General features: G+C 43.7%; 18 protein-coding genes. 8 read left to right on the top strand and 10 right to left on the bottom strand.

Translation table 11 applies throughout. The features are described 5' to 3' along the window. Positions 1-433 precede the first annotated feature (433 nt). Complete coding sequence (locus tag QUB66_RS26230; RefSeq protein ID WP_332970239.1) at positions 434-1,429, top strand: Fic family protein; 996 nt, start codon at positions 434-436, stop codon at positions 1,427-1,429. Between the two features lie 121 nt (positions 1,430-1,550). Here QUB66_RS26230 and QUB66_RS26225 read toward each other — a convergent pair whose 3' ends face one another. Beyond that, complete coding sequence (locus tag QUB66_RS26225; RefSeq protein ID WP_332970238.1) at positions 1,551-1,676, bottom strand: hypothetical protein; 126 nt, start codon at positions 1,674-1,676, stop codon at positions 1,551-1,553. A gap of 136 nt (positions 1,677-1,812) precedes the next feature. Here QUB66_RS26225 and QUB66_RS26220 point away from each other — a divergent pair, with 136 nt between their 5' ends. From QUB66_RS26220 to QUB66_RS26210, 3 genes are all read left to right on the top strand, one after another. Further along, a complete protein-coding gene (locus QUB66_RS26220; protein ID WP_265234933.1) occupies positions 1,813-2,232 on the top strand; it encodes a phosphomannose isomerase type II C-terminal cupin domain in 420 nt (139 codons plus the stop codon). A gap of 97 nt (positions 2,233-2,329) precedes the next feature. Continuing rightward, positions 2,330-2,659, top strand: coding sequence for a HesB/IscA family protein (locus tag QUB66_RS26215; RefSeq protein WP_265234934.1), 330 nt, complete (start codon positions 2,330-2,332; stop codon positions 2,657-2,659). An 8-nt stretch (positions 2,660-2,667) separates the two neighbouring features. Continuing rightward, the gene (locus tag QUB66_RS26210; protein ID WP_332970260.1) at positions 2,668-3,234 is read left to right on the top strand and encodes a Uma2 family endonuclease; all 567 of its coding nucleotides are present in this window, start codon (positions 2,668-2,670) and stop codon (positions 3,232-3,234) included. Positions 3,235-3,764: 530 nt separating this feature from the next. Here the strand turns inward: QUB66_RS26210 and acs are convergent. The 4 genes from acs to QUB66_RS26190 form a co-directional block, all read right to left on the bottom strand. Continuing rightward, entirely contained in the window at positions 3,765-5,735 is a 1,971-nt protein-coding gene (gene acs, locus QUB66_RS26205) for an acetate--CoA ligase (protein WP_332970236.1), read from the bottom strand. A gap of 302 nt (positions 5,736-6,037) precedes the next feature. Next, positions 6,038-6,163 (bottom strand): hypothetical protein, encoded by a 126-nt coding sequence (locus QUB66_RS26200; protein ID WP_265234936.1) that lies wholly within the window; start codon positions 6,161-6,163, stop codon positions 6,038-6,040. A gap of 4 nt (positions 6,164-6,167) precedes the next feature. Next, positions 6,168-6,464, bottom strand: coding sequence for a type II toxin-antitoxin system RelE/ParE family toxin (locus QUB66_RS26195; protein ID WP_265234937.1), 297 nt, complete (start codon positions 6,462-6,464; stop codon positions 6,168-6,170). Continuing rightward, positions 6,461-6,793: an addiction module protein gene (locus QUB66_RS26190; protein ID WP_265234938.1), complete on the bottom strand. Its 333-nt coding sequence runs from the start codon at positions 6,791-6,793 to the stop codon at positions 6,461-6,463. Before QUB66_RS26190 ends, QUB66_RS26195 begins: the two co-directional genes overlap by 4 nt. Positions 6,794-6,852: 59 nt before the next feature. On the opposite strand from QUB66_RS26190, the gene QUB66_RS26185 reads away from it, so the two are divergent. Then, complete coding sequence (locus QUB66_RS26185; protein WP_265234939.1) at positions 6,853-7,533, top strand: restriction endonuclease subunit R; 681 nt, start codon at positions 6,853-6,855, stop codon at positions 7,531-7,533. A gap of 209 nt (positions 7,534-7,742) precedes the next feature. Continuing rightward, positions 7,743-8,501, top strand: coding sequence for a DNA-methyltransferase (locus QUB66_RS26180; RefSeq protein ID WP_265234940.1), 759 nt, complete (start codon positions 7,743-7,745; stop codon positions 8,499-8,501). On the opposite strand, the gene QUB66_RS26175 is transcribed toward QUB66_RS26180, so the two are convergent. The 3 genes from QUB66_RS26175 to QUB66_RS26165 all read right to left on the bottom strand — a co-directional run bounded on the left by QUB66_RS26175 (position 8,493) and on the right by QUB66_RS26165 (position 10,408). Beyond that, entirely contained in the window at positions 8,493-9,122 is a 630-nt protein-coding gene (locus QUB66_RS26175; protein ID WP_265234941.1) for a ScaI family restriction endonuclease, read from the bottom strand. The two genes, QUB66_RS26180 and QUB66_RS26175, sit on opposite strands and share 9 nt — an antisense overlap. Then, positions 9,123-9,374, bottom strand: coding sequence for a helix-turn-helix domain-containing protein (locus tag QUB66_RS26170; RefSeq protein WP_332970235.1), 252 nt, complete (start codon positions 9,372-9,374; stop codon positions 9,123-9,125). Between the two features lie 251 nt (positions 9,375-9,625). Continuing rightward, complete coding sequence (locus tag QUB66_RS26165) at positions 9,626-10,408, bottom strand: Uma2 family endonuclease (protein WP_332970234.1); 783 nt, start codon at positions 10,406-10,408, stop codon at positions 9,626-9,628. Between the two features lie 210 nt (positions 10,409-10,618). On the opposite strand from QUB66_RS26165, the gene galT reads away from it, so the two are divergent. Beyond that, positions 10,619-11,644 carry a galactose-1-phosphate uridylyltransferase gene (gene galT, locus QUB66_RS26160; RefSeq protein WP_265234945.1) on the top strand — a complete coding sequence of 342 codons (1,026 nt, stop codon included), beginning with the start codon at positions 10,619-10,621 and terminating at the stop codon, positions 11,642-11,644. A gap of 160 nt (positions 11,645-11,804) precedes the next feature. On the opposite strand, the gene QUB66_RS26155 is transcribed toward galT, so the two are convergent. Together QUB66_RS26155 and QUB66_RS26150 are read right to left on the bottom strand one after the other, a co-directional pair. Further along, on the bottom strand, positions 11,805-12,089 hold the full coding sequence (locus QUB66_RS26155) for a hypothetical protein (RefSeq protein ID WP_332970233.1): 285 nt from the start codon (positions 12,087-12,089) through the stop codon (positions 11,805-11,807). A 155-nt stretch (positions 12,090-12,244) separates the two neighbouring features. Next, entirely contained in the window at positions 12,245-13,222 is a 978-nt protein-coding gene (locus QUB66_RS26150) for an acetamidase/formamidase family protein (protein WP_332970232.1), read from the bottom strand. A 299-nt stretch (positions 13,223-13,521) separates the two neighbouring features. Between QUB66_RS26150 and QUB66_RS26145 the strand changes: the two genes are divergently transcribed. Then, complete coding sequence (locus tag QUB66_RS26145; RefSeq protein WP_265234949.1) at positions 13,522-15,306, top strand: metallophosphoesterase family protein; 1,785 nt, start codon at positions 13,522-13,524, stop codon at positions 15,304-15,306. Positions 15,307-15,436 lie beyond the last annotated feature (130 nt).

Genomic DNA, 15,436 nt, shown 5'->3' with positions numbered 1-15,436 from the left:
AGGAAGAGAGGAGAGATGAGCAATTCGGATATGTTGTTAATCGGTTTTTCATTAGTCTTTGTGGAACAGGCATCTTGTCTGTTTTTGAGAAATGAGTTTATCGCACTATTGGATTGTATATTGCCTGTTCATAAATAAGTAAAAAATGGCTTGTTGATGATAAATTGATATTTGGATTTTTTTAACCGCAGAGTCCGCACAGATCGCAGAGGAAGAGAGGAGAGATGAGCAATTCGGATATGTTGTTAATCGGTTTTTCATTAGTCTTTGTGGAACAGGCATCTTGCCTGTTTTTGAGAAATGAGTTTATCGCACTATTGGATTGTATATTGCCTGTTCATAAATAAGTAAAGAACGGTTTGTTGATGATAAATTGATATTTGGATTTTTTTAACCGCAGAGTCCGCACAGATCGCAGAGGAAGAGAAGAGAGATGAGCAATTCGGATACATTGTTAATTAGCCTTCCATTAGTCTCTGTGGAACAGGCATCTTGCCTGTTTTGTAGAAATAAATTTATCGCAGTCTTAGTACGACTATATCCTCAACGTCTGGGTGACATCCTCCACCAGCATTTTCCCTTCTCATCCGCGATGAATCTTTCTGAAAAACTGCAAAAAGTCGATCGCCTCAAAGTCTGGTTAGATAGCTTTCGCCCGCTTTCTCCGACTCTGGTTTCAGAATTGAAAAAACTCTACGATGTGCGGTTCACTTATCATTCTAACGCGATCGAGGGCAATACCTTGACGCAGCGCGAAACTGAGTTAGTCCTAAAAACTGGCATCACTGTCGGTGGCAAAACTTTGCGCGAACACCTAGAAGTCATCGGACATCGAGATGCGATCGACTATATTGAAGCTTTAATGCGATCGGACACTGCGATCGGTGAATGGGAAATTAAACAAATTCACAACTTAATTATAAGAGCAATCGCGCCGGATGAAGCTGGACGTTATCGGCAGTTAGATGTCAAAGCCGCTGGTACCGAATACCTCTATCCGCCTCATTATTTGCTTTCGGATTTAATGCCGGAATTTATCCAATGGCTTAACAGCGATCAAATCAAATCGTTGCATCCACTAGAGTTTGCAGCCGAAGCACATCTTCGCTTTGTTTCGATTCATCCGTTTCGGGATGGTAACGGGCGAACCGGGCGGTTATTGATGAATCTCCTGCTGTTGCGGGCCGGATATCCCATTGTGATTGTATCTAACCAGGTGCGTGCTGCGTATATCGAGGCGATCGCCCAAGCACAGCAAAATGATTCCGGGATTCATCCCCTCCTCGATTTGATTGTAGATGCAGCCCGGTACTCCCTGATCGAAACCCTGCAAATCGTAGCCACCGCCAGCGATAGTCAGAGTCAAGGGCTGCCTTTCTATCAAGAGATGCTAACAGTTTTGCAACAGCAGTCTCAAAAGCTGGATTAGGGTTCATCTCAAATCCGCTGGTATCGCAATTATTCATCTCTCTCCTCTCCGACTCTGCGCCCTCTGCGCCCTCTGTGGTTAAATCATTCCAAAACAACCGTAAATCCTACAAGATGCCCCCTTAAATAAAGAACCAGTCGCCGTAGATGAAGATTTGATGTAGATTTGGGCGATCGATCGCATAACAGGTGACAACTACTGTGATGATTTTGCTATGGTGGTTAAGGTGCGTCGATCGAGCTTTCACAGGCAAAACTGCAAAAATCTACAGTCCGCTAACCGGTTCGCGCGATCGGAGTTCGGTTTTCAGGATAAATTAGCTAATATCAAACCCAAAGTCGTTTACCACAGGATTCAGTAAGCAATCCTCAAGGAGTCAAAACATGGTTCAAGTTCAAGCAATTTCTAAACTATCTAGTCTGCACGCACCTGGAGCACTCAACGAAATAACCGCCACAGAATCGCGGCCTTGGGGCTCATTTACGACTCTAGAAGAAGGCCCAGGATATAAAATTAAGCGCATCGAAGTTAATCCCGGACACCGCCTCAGCCTGCAAATGCACCACCACCGCAGCGAACATTGGATCGTAGTTTCTGGTACTGCAAAAGTTACTTGTGGCGAAAGTGAACAAGTTTTGTTTACAAATCAGTCTACCTACGTTCCGCAGTGCACTTCTCACCGTCTGGAAAATCCGGGAGTTATCCCCCTGGTTTTAATTGAAGTGCAGAATGGCGAATATCTCGGAGAAGATGATATTATCCGGTTTCAAGACGATTATGCCCGCACAGAAAAAGCGAAGTAATTTACTCTCGGTAAGGTGCGCACCTTACCAGAAAATCTCCTGGTAAGGTGCGCATTGCGCACCCTACATTTCAATTACAAATTACAAATTACCAATCATGATTAATCTGAGCAAAACAGCAGCCACAGAAGTAAAACGCCTCAAGTCAAAGTATCGCAGCCCCAATGCTTTGTTTCGTCTGGGCGTGGAATCGAGCGGCTGCTCCGGTTTGTCTTATACAATGGCATTTGACGATGCGCCAGCCCCAGGCGATGCTGTATGCGAGTCCGAGGGAGTTCAAGTTGCGATCGACCCCCAGCACTTAAAATATCTGAATGAACTCACCTTAGATTATTCAGAAGACTTGATGGGCGGAGGTTTCCGATATCACAATCCCAATGCCGCCAAAAGCTGTAGCTGCGGCAACTCATTTTCGGCCAGGGAATAATCAATATGATGACCATCAAAGACTTAGAAAAAGTCCAAAAAACCTTCCAAGAAGCCGGTCAAGATTACCAACTAGAACTAGAAAGCGGGAAGATTATCATTGTGGGCCCATCAGATATTGTATCTAGCGAAATTGGTGTAATTTTCATTTGGTTGCTCGCCAATTGGGTTTATCCCCGCCGTCTGGGCCGAATATTTGACTCCGCAGGTGGCTTTATTTTACCTGATGCTAACCTCACAGCACCCGATGTTTCTTTTGTGCGGGCCGCGCGTCTCAGGCAAAGTCCGCGTTATTTCGGAGAATTAGTCCCCGACTTGGTAGTAGAAATTAAATCACAAAGCGATCGCATAAAACCTCTCGAAAAAAAGATTCTGAATTTTATCGCACTCGGAGCACAAGTAGGAATTCTGATCGATCCAGACGAAGAAACTGTAACAGTTTATCGTCAGGAAGGTGAACCAATTGTGCTGGCAAATGGAGATAATTTGACTGTTACCGAACTTTTCCCTGGTTGGGAATTGCCAATTTCTGAACTGTGGCCGCCAATTTTTACAGAAGCAGAAACTCAAGCATAATCTTGCATTTTAATACAATTAGTTTACAACGAATCGCGAAGATGCGGTTCATGAGAAAAATATTGATTATGCCAAATTTTTGGATGCTCAATAAGTTGCGGTAGGTAGTAATTTGTAAGCGTTTTTGAATTCATTTTAAATTCTACAAATATCTTAATTCCGGCAAAAACTCCACGTATTTTCATGTATTATTCATCATAAACTCAATAAGTAACACAGCTTTTTTGAGCCACTAAAATCACAATTAATCCTGGGTTATACGACACTTACTAAAGGAATCAAGCGCCGATAATTCAGAGCAGTTATATTTCGGTTCACTTAAGAAGATAATTGCTCAGCGCGACTTAACCGATAAGTGTCATAATCTCTGCGATTTCTCTCACGCGCGATCTCTGCGGACAAAAAATGTTAAGTGAACCGTATTGATCTATGGCGCGGTAAATAATTGAATTAATAATTAAACCGCAGATGAACGCAAATCAAAACACATCTGCGTTCATCTGCTCAAATCTGCGGTTGCAAAAATACCCCTAGGAACCGCCGCGCAACTTATCCAAAACAGTCCGATCTTCCAAAGTCGAAGTATCCCCAGAAACCTCTTCTCCGGCAGCTAAAGAACGCAGCAAACGGCGCATAATCTTACCGCTGCGAGTTTTCGGCAAAGCATCGGTAAATCGAATTTCGCCGGGACGGGCGATCGCCCCAATCTCCTTCACAACGTGCTGCTTCAACTCCTTAGCCAATGCGTCGCTAGGCTGCTGCGAGTTATCCAGCGTCACAAAAGCGACAATTTCCTCACCTTTAATCTCATCCGGTTTGCCAACAACCGCAGCTTCCGCCACCGCTGGATGCGATACCAAAGCCGATTCAACTTCCATCGTGCCGAGTCGGTGTCCGGCGACATTAATCACATCATCAACGCGGCCCATTACCCAGAAATAACCATCTTTATCCTTGTGCGCGCCGTCTCCAGCAAAGTACACAAATTCGCCATCTTTGGGGTGCAAATATTCCCAATAAGTGCGGCGGAAACGCTCTGGATCGTTGTAAAGTGTACGCATCATTCCCGGCCAAGGATGTTTTACAACTAAATAACCGCCGCTTTGATTAGTTACTGGTTCGCCATCTTGGTCAACGACATCGGCGACAATTCCGGGGAATGGAAGGGTTGCAGAACCGGGTTTTGTGGGAATTGCACCGGGCAAAGCGGTAATCATAATTCCGCCTGTTTCTGTTTGCCACCAAGTATCAACAATCGGACAATTCGAGTTACCAATTACGCGCTGATACCACATCCAAGCTTCGGGATTGATTGGTTCGCCGACGGTTCCTAACAATCGTAAAGATGACAAATTGCGCGCGTTGGGCAAGTGTTCGCCCATTTTCATAAAGGTGCGAATTGCTGTTGGTGCGGTGTAGAAAACGGTGACACCGTATTTTTCAATTACGTCCCAAAAACAGCCGGGATTGGACGTGCGGGGCGCACCTTCATACATTAAAGTTGTTGCACCGTTGGAAAGTGGCCCGTAGAGGATGTAACTGTGGCCTGTAATCCAGCCGACATCGGCAGTACACCAATAAACATCGGTATCTTGCAAGTCGAATATCCACTTGGTTGTTATGTGGGTATAAAGGTTGTAGCCACCGATTGTGTGGACGACTCCTTTCGGTTTGCCGGTGCTGCCGCTGGTGTAGAGTACGAATAGCATATCTTCGCTATCCATCGGTTCGGCGGGACAATTTGCCGATGCACCTTTTTGCAAATCGTGCCACCAATGATCGCGCCCTGGTTCCATGTGCACTTCTTGTTTGGTACGCTGGACGACGAGAACGTTGGTAACGCTTGGTACGGCATTATTTCCTAATGCTTTGTCTACTTGTGCTTTGAGGCCGACGGCGGTATCTTTGCGGAAGCCACCGTCGGCGGTGATGACGAGTTTTGCTTCGCCGTCGTTGAGGCGATCGCGCAAAGCTTCTGCGCTAAATCCGCCGAATACTACGCTGTGTACTGCACCGATTCTCGCACAGGCTAGCATGGCGATCGCAGCTTCGGGAATCATGGGCATATAAATGCCGACGCGATCGCCCTTTTGGACACCCAAATCTTTGATGACATTCGCCATTTGACAGACTTCGCGGTGGAGTTGCGCGTAAGTCAGGGTACGGGAGTCACCGGGTTCGCCTTCCCAGATCAGGGCGGCTTTGTTTTTGCGCCAAGTGGTTAAATGGCGATCGAGACAATTGTAAGAAATGTTAATTTTGCCATTGACAAACCATTTAGCAACAGGTGGCTGCCAGTCGAGCACGGTATCCCACTTTTGAAACCAGTGCAATTCTTGGGTAGCGAGTTCAGCCCAGAATGCTTGGGGGTCGGCTTTCGCTTTTTCGTAGAGGGCGCGGTATTCTTCTAAGCTTTTGACGTGTGCTTTTTCCGAGAATTCAGCCGTGGGCGGGAATAGGCGTTTTTCATGCAGAATTGATTCGATGGTATCTTGTGACATCGCTGTTAGTTTTTAGTTCAGTTACTCTTTTTAGCTATTGTGTGCATAAATTGGGGCAAAAGTATGTTTATTTTCCTTAAGACGTTGGGAAATTTTGTAAGTATTGGGGATGTGTTAAAAACTATAGCACTGGTAAATTGTAAATTCTATCTTGGTACTCATTATCAAATGATGCTTCATAAATCAGAAATATTAGTTCAATGTTTTGACCGATATTCAGCTTGAAATTCAGGATAAATATTCCTGGGATATGGTGATTTTGCTCTAAATGCTCTGTTAAATGAACAGGCATAGAGCAGTCGTTATACGATCGCACTTTTCAATCTTTCTTTTAGTTCCGTTGGGTTGAGAGTAATTTCAGTCATTGTGGCGACCTCATATCTAATTGAATGATACAAGTCAAAGACTGCACATACTATTGCAAACATTTGTTTATGTTCGCACTTGCCACGTTTTTGGATCTCTCCGACTGTGAAAAATTGCTGTCACAATCACCCTACTCGACACAATCCGATAGTAAACAGCATAGGGAAAGCGTCGCACCACACACCGTCTAACATCACGATAGACAACGGGATATGATTCTGGCATCTGGCAAATTCGATTTAAAATTTCGTCCACACAGTCCAAAAAATCGTCGCCAAGTTCTAGTTGCTGACTTTCGTACCAACTGTAGGCCCCATCGAGTTCTTCACGAACTTCTGGCCGAAACACTAGCACATAATTCATGAGCGTCTTTTTACCGAAGCTTTAATTTCTTCCCAGGTCATTACATCATCTGGATTAGCTTCGCTATCACTAATCCGACGATCTAGTTCCTGTTTTTGTACTTCTGTAAGATTAGGGTAAGCTTGCTCTGCTGCGATGCTATCCCAAATTGCTTGTACAAGCCTAATTCGGTCTTCAACACTGAGAGATGTAATTTGATTCAATGTGACAGTGATATCCATACTAATTAACCTTGATGAAAGACTGGGAAATTGGTACACATAAAATATAGCAGATTTAAGGTAGAGTTGACGGTGGAGTTGAGGGACAATTAATATTGTATCAGGCAAAATTAGCTTATAATGCCTCTATAATATATTTTACAGGAAAAGCCGATCGCACAAAAGCTATGACCCAAAATTTAGAAGCCAGCCAACTTTCGTTAAATGACGTTCGCCGCCTTCTCAAACTGGAAAGACAAACAGAAGGTTCTTTTGCTGAGTCTTTATCTCTGGAACCTCTAACAGACTCTGAACAGCAGCAACTCTTGGAAATCAGCAATGATTTTTGGCGCTACCTAGAAACCGGGAAAGTTTCTGAAGAATTGGTGAAGTTTTTAACGCTTTCGCCGTTAATGCGATTGACGGGATTTTTTAAGATTCCTGTGGTGCTGACTATGGAGGATAGCATTCCGATCGAGGTTGAAGATGAAGATACTTTAATTAAAGGGCGGTTGGATATTCTCGCAGTAAATGGGCCGGATGCGGAGATTGGGGCGGCGCAGTTCTGGATTTTGGTGGTGGAGGCGAAAAATAGTGCGTTAGCGAAGCCCTCGAAGAGGATCGCCCCTTTGACCGGTTTACCGCAATTGCTGACTTATGCGTTTAAGAGTTTGCAGGTGCAATCGTCTGTTTGGGGATTGACGACGAATGGCGAAAGTTATCGGTTTGTGCGGTTGACGCGGGGAAATCCTTGCACTTATCAGATTTTACCGGAATTGAATTTGATTGACAAAGGGCGATCGATCGAATTGGCGCAAGTTTTGAAAGCTATTTGCAAGTTGCAGAATGTGCAGTTGCAATTGGCGTAATGGTTGGGAAGTTAGGAAGACGAGTAGAGGAAATATACATAATTTAATTGCCTCGTAAGTTGATCAATAAAAAATGCACAATTGTGCCAATATAGATTTATACCATCATCAACTTAATCATGCTTTTAACTGACATAGTAAATCTTTTAGGTAAACCCTACTTCCAAGCCTCCAACTGCCTCATTTATCAAATGGACTGCTTAGAAGCAATGTCAAAGCTCCCTGATGAATGCGTGAATCTTACTGTCACCAGTCCCCCCTATAACATTGGCAAAGAATACGAAAAAACACTACCACTTGATAAATATTTGAACTGGTGTGAAAGCTGGATCAGTGAAAATTATCGGCTAATCCTTCCTAACGGCGCTTTCTGGCTCAACTTGGGGTATCTATCAATTCCCAATCAAGCTAAAGCTATCCCCATTCCCTATCTACTTTGGGACAAAATTCCTTTTTACCTCATCCAAGAAGTTATCTGGCACTATGGCGCTGGGGTTGCTGGTAGTAAGTTCTTTTCACCGCGCAATGAAAAGTTCCTTTGGTATGTGAAAAACCATAAAGATTATACCTTCAACCTAGATGATGTGCGCGATCCAAATGTAAAATATCCTAATCAAAAAAAGAATGGCAAAATTAAAGTCAACTCCCAAGGCAAAAATCCGACTGATGTTTGGGAATTCCCCAAGGTAACTTCTGGTAAAAATAGAGCCTCAAAAGAGCGAACATCTCACCCCGCTCAATTTCCTAGTGCTGTCATACAGCGAATAATCAAAGCTTCATCCAACCCAAATGAAATCATTTTAGACCCTTTTCTGGGTTCAGGAACTACGGCTGTTGTTGCTTTAGATTTGCAGCGCACTATTATCGGATTTGAGATTTGTCAGGAATACTGCGATTTAGCAGCAAACCGAATTGATAATTTTCTAAGAGAAAAGCAGATTAGTGAAGCTCAATTATCTTTATTTTAAAGAGGGTAAATCTTGCTTAATAGGCAATTGCAGTAGCTTATATCGCTCTACATCAGGGCTTAATTTAGCTTGCTGACCAGTGGCCGCTGTTTGCCCTTGCCAATCTTCTCGATCTATCCATCCAAATCTAACTAAATTAATCTGTAGAGTTTGTACACTTTGAATTTTTGGATCGAATTTCTGGAAATTAACTACAAGATAATAGCCGGACTTGTCTTTCTTCGGTTTTGCTCCTGTGGCACTTTGTTGGGAATAACTACGATTGCCGTAAGTGTTACGACTACTTGAAGAAGTTTTAATTTCAATTGAGAAGTCATTGCTCGGGATGTAAACAATATCTTTTTCGATGGCGCTGCGATCGCGCCGCCAAATTCCGGGGTATTTACTGGCGAGTTCTAATGGGATTAGTTCATGTAAAAAAAAGCCCATAATTTGGGGAGTTGGGAATAAATTTACTCCTATTTTGTAGCCTCTGCTGGTTATGCTTGATTGAAAAATTTCACTCCAAACTTGAATAACCACGTCATAAATTTCTTGTGGATCTAGTGGGTGTTGATCTATGAGTTCCCGTGTCTTCTCTTGCCAATCTTGGACAGGAAGCCCCGTATAGGGTGATTGCATTTACTCTATTTCCTGCAATAGTTCGCTGGGCGATACTCCTAAAGCTTTTGCTAACCGCAAAATGTTTAACAGGGCTATGTTCCTCTCACCCCGCTCAATACCACCAATGTAGTTGCGGTGCAGTCCGGCTAGTTCTGCTAACTTTTCTTGGGAAAAGCCTTTTGATGTTCTTACCCTGCGAACTTGCTCTCCAAATTTTTTTAGCTCTGGATTTTCTGCCACATCAGCAAGATATCGGTGACTGCACTCCAAAATCTACACACTATGAGTGTGATTTAGGATTAAATGAAGCCAGCACGCCCATAGTCACACCAAGCAGAATCAACTTGATGCCATCACTTTAATTGCTTTCATCGGTACTCCGGGTTCTAGGGCGTAGGAAATAGATTGATGTCTAATGCTTCAAGTTATTGATATACCAGATAGCCCGATCGCCCTTCCCGCAATTTTGATGAATCGAGAAAAGGGCATCAAGCGCCGCTATCCCCGCAGGAATAGGCATTTCAAGCATTCGGATCGATGCCCAATTCCCGAAGTTGACGCGCGAGTGATTCGCTGCGCTGGCGTTCAGTTTCTAATTGGGCGATCGCACTTTGGGCCCTTTGCCTTTCTTGTTCAGCCCTTTGTCGTTCCAATTCCGATTTTTCCGAACTCCAAAGCAGCAAATTTCCCGCTGAATCCCACCACCGCAACCAGTGCATAGTTGTACCCAATCGGGTTCCGTACCAAATACCCAAAAACAAATTAATTTCTGGTATCCAGTAACGTCCCTCCGCTGTCGGTGACTGCAAAACATATTGATTTTCTTGCAGACAGCGCACTTCCAAATCTGGTTCGTAAGGGTCAAAAATAACGTAGGTAGGAATCTGCCAAATTTGCTCGTAACAATACAGTTTTCCGTAAGGATATTTGGCGCGCACCAAGTATTCCCCAGCGTCGGTTTCTGAGATAAATTCCATCGCTATGGCAACTCGATCGCCCTCCAAAGACGGTGTGTAACTGCGGCGAATCACTCCTTCGGCTAACGGCAATACTCGCGGCACGTACATCCAGTCTGGCGCTTTCACTACCGTCTTTTGATTGACCGTAGTAGCGATCGCAAAATTCGACGCAATCAACATTTCGGGTTGGATGCGATCGGACGTACCGAGGGCATCCGTCAGCGCGGCCGCCAGCGGTGGCTGTTGAATATTTTCCGCCGAATATTCCGGTAAGATAAAGTCTGATGGCAGTTTTTCCCAGGTAACAACTGGCTCTTGTTTCGCGGGATTAAGTTGGAGAACCATAGATTAGTTCCTAGCTGTTGCGATGAATCTATTTTATCAGAATTGTTGGCAATTCACTATTGTTCTAGTTAACTTTATTCATCACCATCTATTTAATACCTTCGCACGTCAATGTCAAGATTTATTAAATATTCGCAAGCAGGCACTGACAGAACGCCAAGTTTTATCTAGAATTAAAAATAATTAAGCCGTGAAAATCAAAGTAATAAAATGTCTGAACTTAGACAAAATCTAATTACCAGAGATTGGGTAATCATCGCCACCGAACGGGCGAAAAGACCGGACGAATTTGCCAACAAAAAAAAGTTGATGGTAGCAGTACCGCCATACCGTGCCGATTGCCCGTTTTGCGTGGGAAATGAAGAAGACGGAACCTTAGAAACTTACCGTTTGAGTGATGAAGGGACTGGCTGGAAAGTCAGGGCAATGACTAACAAATATCCCGCCCTCTCCCCGACAGCAGAACGGCTCAGAATATCATCAGGAATTTACCGCACAATGTCGGGAATCGGCGTTCACGAAGTAATTGTCGAACACCCGCGACATGATTTGACGACTGCTTTGTTGACCGTTGAAGAAGTTGCCAACATACTTTTAGTATACCGCCAGCGCTATTTAGAAATTAGAAAATATCCTTACATTGAAACAATTGTGATCTTCAAAAATCACGGCCCAAGTGCCGGAACTTCTATCGAACATCCTCACTCGCAAATAGCAGCTACGCCCGTTGTGCCTAACCAATTTCGCAGGCGGATCGACGAAGCTATTAGATATTTTGACGACACGGGAGAATGTTTGTTTTGCCGGACTTTGGAAGATGAGTTAGCGACGGGTGAAAGAGTAATTTTTGAAAGCAAAGATTTTGTCGCTTGTATCCCTTTTGCTGCACTTTCGCCCTTTCATATTTGGATTTTTCCGCGCCGACATTCGTCTTCGTTTGATGATATTACTGATGCGGAAATTATTGGTCTTGCTGATACTTTGAAAACTGTACTCGCTCAGCTTTATTACGGATTGAACGATCCAGATTATAATTATAGTATTCGATCGGTTCCAACTGCCGAACAAGGAACCAAATACTTTCACTGGTATATCGCAATTATTCCCAGAGTCACGAAGCAGGCTGGGTTTGAGTTGGGTAGCGGGATGTTTATCAATACTGCTTTGCCGGAGGAAAGTGCCGAGTTTTTGCGATCGATCGCAATTCCTGGCGATCGTAATTTCCGACCAACCTGAAGTATAAAAAAATACAACGTGTCAAGGAATGTCCCAGACGAAGACGGCAGACAATTTAATGATTTTCAATCATTGGTTGAAATAGAGAATTTAAATCTGCAACAGCTTAATTTACGCTCAAAATTTATCAACGTACAAATACTGATGGATTTTACCAAACTCAGAATAAACTTTCGACATAATGCCAGCGGTCATCGCTAAAATTAGCTCTCAATATATCTCTAATTTTAGCATCGATCGATAATCTCACCTCGCCAGACTCAGCACTTTCGCCGATTTCGCAACTGTCATCAGATAAATGTTCTTGGAGGTGGGCCAGAGTATTGGCGAAATTAGCCAGAAAATAATGTTCATCCACCCACGCTGTCGGATCTGGGATGTTTGGACTCCCAAAAGCCCGATCGACTAAATCTTGTTTTGCAGTATCATCAGTCTGGTTTTTCATGGAGCCCATTTAGATAGAATTTGCAACTTATCCCAATCTTAAGCTTAATTTTGAACGCTGGTGCGATCGCGATCGACCCACCGCTGTGACAAAATTGTGGAATTTGTGCGATCGCGATCGAGGTTGTTTTGGCGATCGAGTGTTATCATAGCACATCACCGCCAGCGATCCATAATTTGCACATTCGGCAAAATCGACTTAGGTATCATTCCGTGAACTCCTTTGCGGGGATTATTCACAGCCTGAGTAATCCGAAAATTGACGGCGAGGGAACAGAAAACATAGGCATCTTCTTCTTGAAAACCTGCATACTTTTGTAGCCAATTAACCGTCTGTTTTACCGCCATATCAAAGGCATCATCTAATGTTTGACCAAAACCCATAGTCACAATATGACTAGGAGTTTCAGCAAACGGAAATATATAAAATAAATCCTTGCGTAAGATGATTTTAATAGTCCCATTCATCGAAGTTTCAATCGCCGTACCATTAACTTCACCATCTCCTTGTGCCGAATGTCCATCACCGATAGACAGCAAACCACCACGCACCGCAATAGGTAAAAATAACCGCGTTCCTGGTTGCAATTCCTGATTATCCATATTACCTCCGTAGCGTTGTGGAGGAATAGAAGAACGGTTGATTTCAAAATCCGCAACGCCGATAATTCCGAAGAATGGATTTAGGGGAATCTTAACGCCACTATCTGCGGGAAATTCCGCAATCTTTTCTTCTAAATCTAGCGGAATAAATCGCAATTTAGGATCAGGAAAATATTTAGGTAAAACTCCCCATCCGGCGCGAATTGCATTGAATCCTACTGATAAACTTGGGTAAACTTCCTCGATATGAATCTCTAAAACGTCTCCGGGTTCTGCCTTATTAACATAAATCGGGCCTGTTAGCAAGTGCGGGCCTGGGCCGACTTTGCGGTTGTCAGGTAAATTCTGACAAATATCTAAAAATTCCGGGGTAAGAAATTCCGGCGGGGCCTTGTCAGCAACATAATATCCTGAATAGGTTTCGATATCGATGCGATCGCCCGAATCGACAGTTAAAGCAGGTTCCAGCTTGGGAGAGAAACCGCCTAAGTGTACGGTTTTGCAGTTAGCCTTGAGAAGGTGGTGAGTCATGTCTATTTGAAATTGAGGATGCTTTAATGGTATTAAGACTGTTATATCGCAAGTCTCAATCATTTTTGAAAAAGATTCTGTTTTGATGAACCGCGGAGGGCACTGACAAAGAAAATGGAGAGAAATGGAGATATAAGAAAATGTAAAAAAATGGTTGACGTTTGACATAAATAAACGTCCAAACCTGTCAGGGAGATTGCCAAATATAGAATTTGTAATCGCTATTCTTGCTTCACATGACTACTTACTAATGACTGCTGACTACTGACTACTGACTACAGAATAATGAGCAATAACTTATGTTAACACCATTGCCCGATCAATTAGAAAATTCCCAAGGTTCTTCTCGTAACCTGTGGTTTTTTTCCGTTTTGATTTTGATTATCCTCTTATTAGGTTTGATTCTGCAATCTTTCCTCAACCAACCCCAACTTTTAACCGATCCGTTTCTGCAACTCCCAACAACTAACTCAGTGCGAGTTGTTTGGTTCACCGAATTTTACGGAACTCGCAATATTGTTGCTTACGGCGAAAATTTGAGTAAAATTGCGACTGCAAATACTACCAAGCTAAGCCGCACTCGCGAAGACAAAGACTCGCACATCTCCGATAAAATGAAACAGGGCATAACTGGCACAAATCCTATTATTCGCCCCATCTGGCGACACGAAGCAGAAGTTACCAATTTAATACCCGGTGTTCGCATTCCCTATCTAGTGACTAGCGAAACTAAAGGCGGCGCATCTGTTAGTAGCAAAATTTTCAGCCTTTCTCCGACACCAGCAGCAGGAATTGGTCTAAAAATTCTGTTCACTTCCGACCATCAATTGATGCCGATGACAGCCGCTAATCTCCAGAAAGTTGCAGAAACAATTGACAAAGTTGATGCGGTTTTCATGGCAGGTGATTTAATTAATATACCCGATCGCGCTTCCGAATGGTTCGACGACAACCGAGGCCGCGCGTTTTTCCCCGGTTTGCAAGGCCGCGCCTTCTCCGAACTCGACAAAAACGGCATCAAAACCCTGTACAAAGGCGGCGAACTGATCCAAAACGCGCCTATATTTCCCGCGATTGGAGACCATGAAATTATGGGTAGGTTTTCAACTAGCAGCACCCTCAACGACCAGTTTAATGACTCTTTCCCCCGCGCTGCTGTGGAAAAAATATATCCATACCTAACTCAAAAATATGGGGTGAAAGACAAAGATGTTTTGTTGAAAAACAATAGTTTTAATAGCGATACTTACAACGAAATTTTTAGTTTACCCAGTGACGAAAATTATTATGCCGTGACTTTTGGGGACATACGATTAGTGACTTTGTATGCTGCGAATATCTGGCGGACTCCGAATTTAGATCCGGGGGCTAGAGGCAGGTATCGGGAACGAGACGAAGATTTTGATCGTCCCGAAAAATGGGGATACGGACAGCATATTTTTGAGCCAATTATGAAAGGTAGTGCTCAATATTCTTGGCTCGAACAAGAGTTATATAGTGCGGAATTTCAGCGGGCTAAATATAAAATTGTGATGTTTCACCATCCGCCGCATTCTCTGGGTGACAATATTGTACCTGCTTATACTGACCCTGTACAAATAGTTGATCGCACTTCGGATGGTGAGATTAAGATGGTGCGTTACGAGTATCCGAAACAGCAAGATTATCTGATTCGGGATGTGGCGCCACTGCTAGAAACGGCGGGGGTGCAGTTAGTTTTGTACGGACATTCGCACTTGTGGAATCGGTTTGTAAGTTCCAGCGGAATGCACTTTTTGGAGACTTCTAATGTGGGCAACAGTTACGGTGCGTTTGCGGGGAGAAAGCGCCGATTTGTGCCGCCGGGATATCGGGAGGATTACAGCGCTATTGGAGACCCGAACGGATTGGAACCTGTGGTGCCAACTGTGGCGCCTTTGTTGGGCCAAGATGGGCTGCCATTGCCGTACATTGAGAGCAATGATATTACGGCTTTTAGTGTTTTTGATACAGGGAACGGTACGGTTAGCAGCTATTATTTTGATACGCGGAAACCGGAATCGGAAGTGGTGAAGTTTGATGAGTTTAAGTTCAAAAAATTGTGAGTCTGGACGAAGAGTATTTCCCATTTTTAGCCCAGGCTTTGACAGAACGGACATGCAGGGCTATTTCATTCTGGTTGAGTAGCTGATATGATAATAAAGTATTGTAGTCATTCACATGATATGTCATGTC

Origin of the sequence: Microcoleus sp. A2-C3 (assembly GCF_036706065.1) — a bacterium.
Classification (GTDB): Bacteria; Cyanobacteriota; Cyanobacteriia; order Cyanobacteriales; family Microcoleaceae; genus Microcoleus.
The sequence above is the reverse complement of the archived record's forward strand: the minus strand, read 5'-3'. Positions and strand labels throughout refer to the sequence as shown.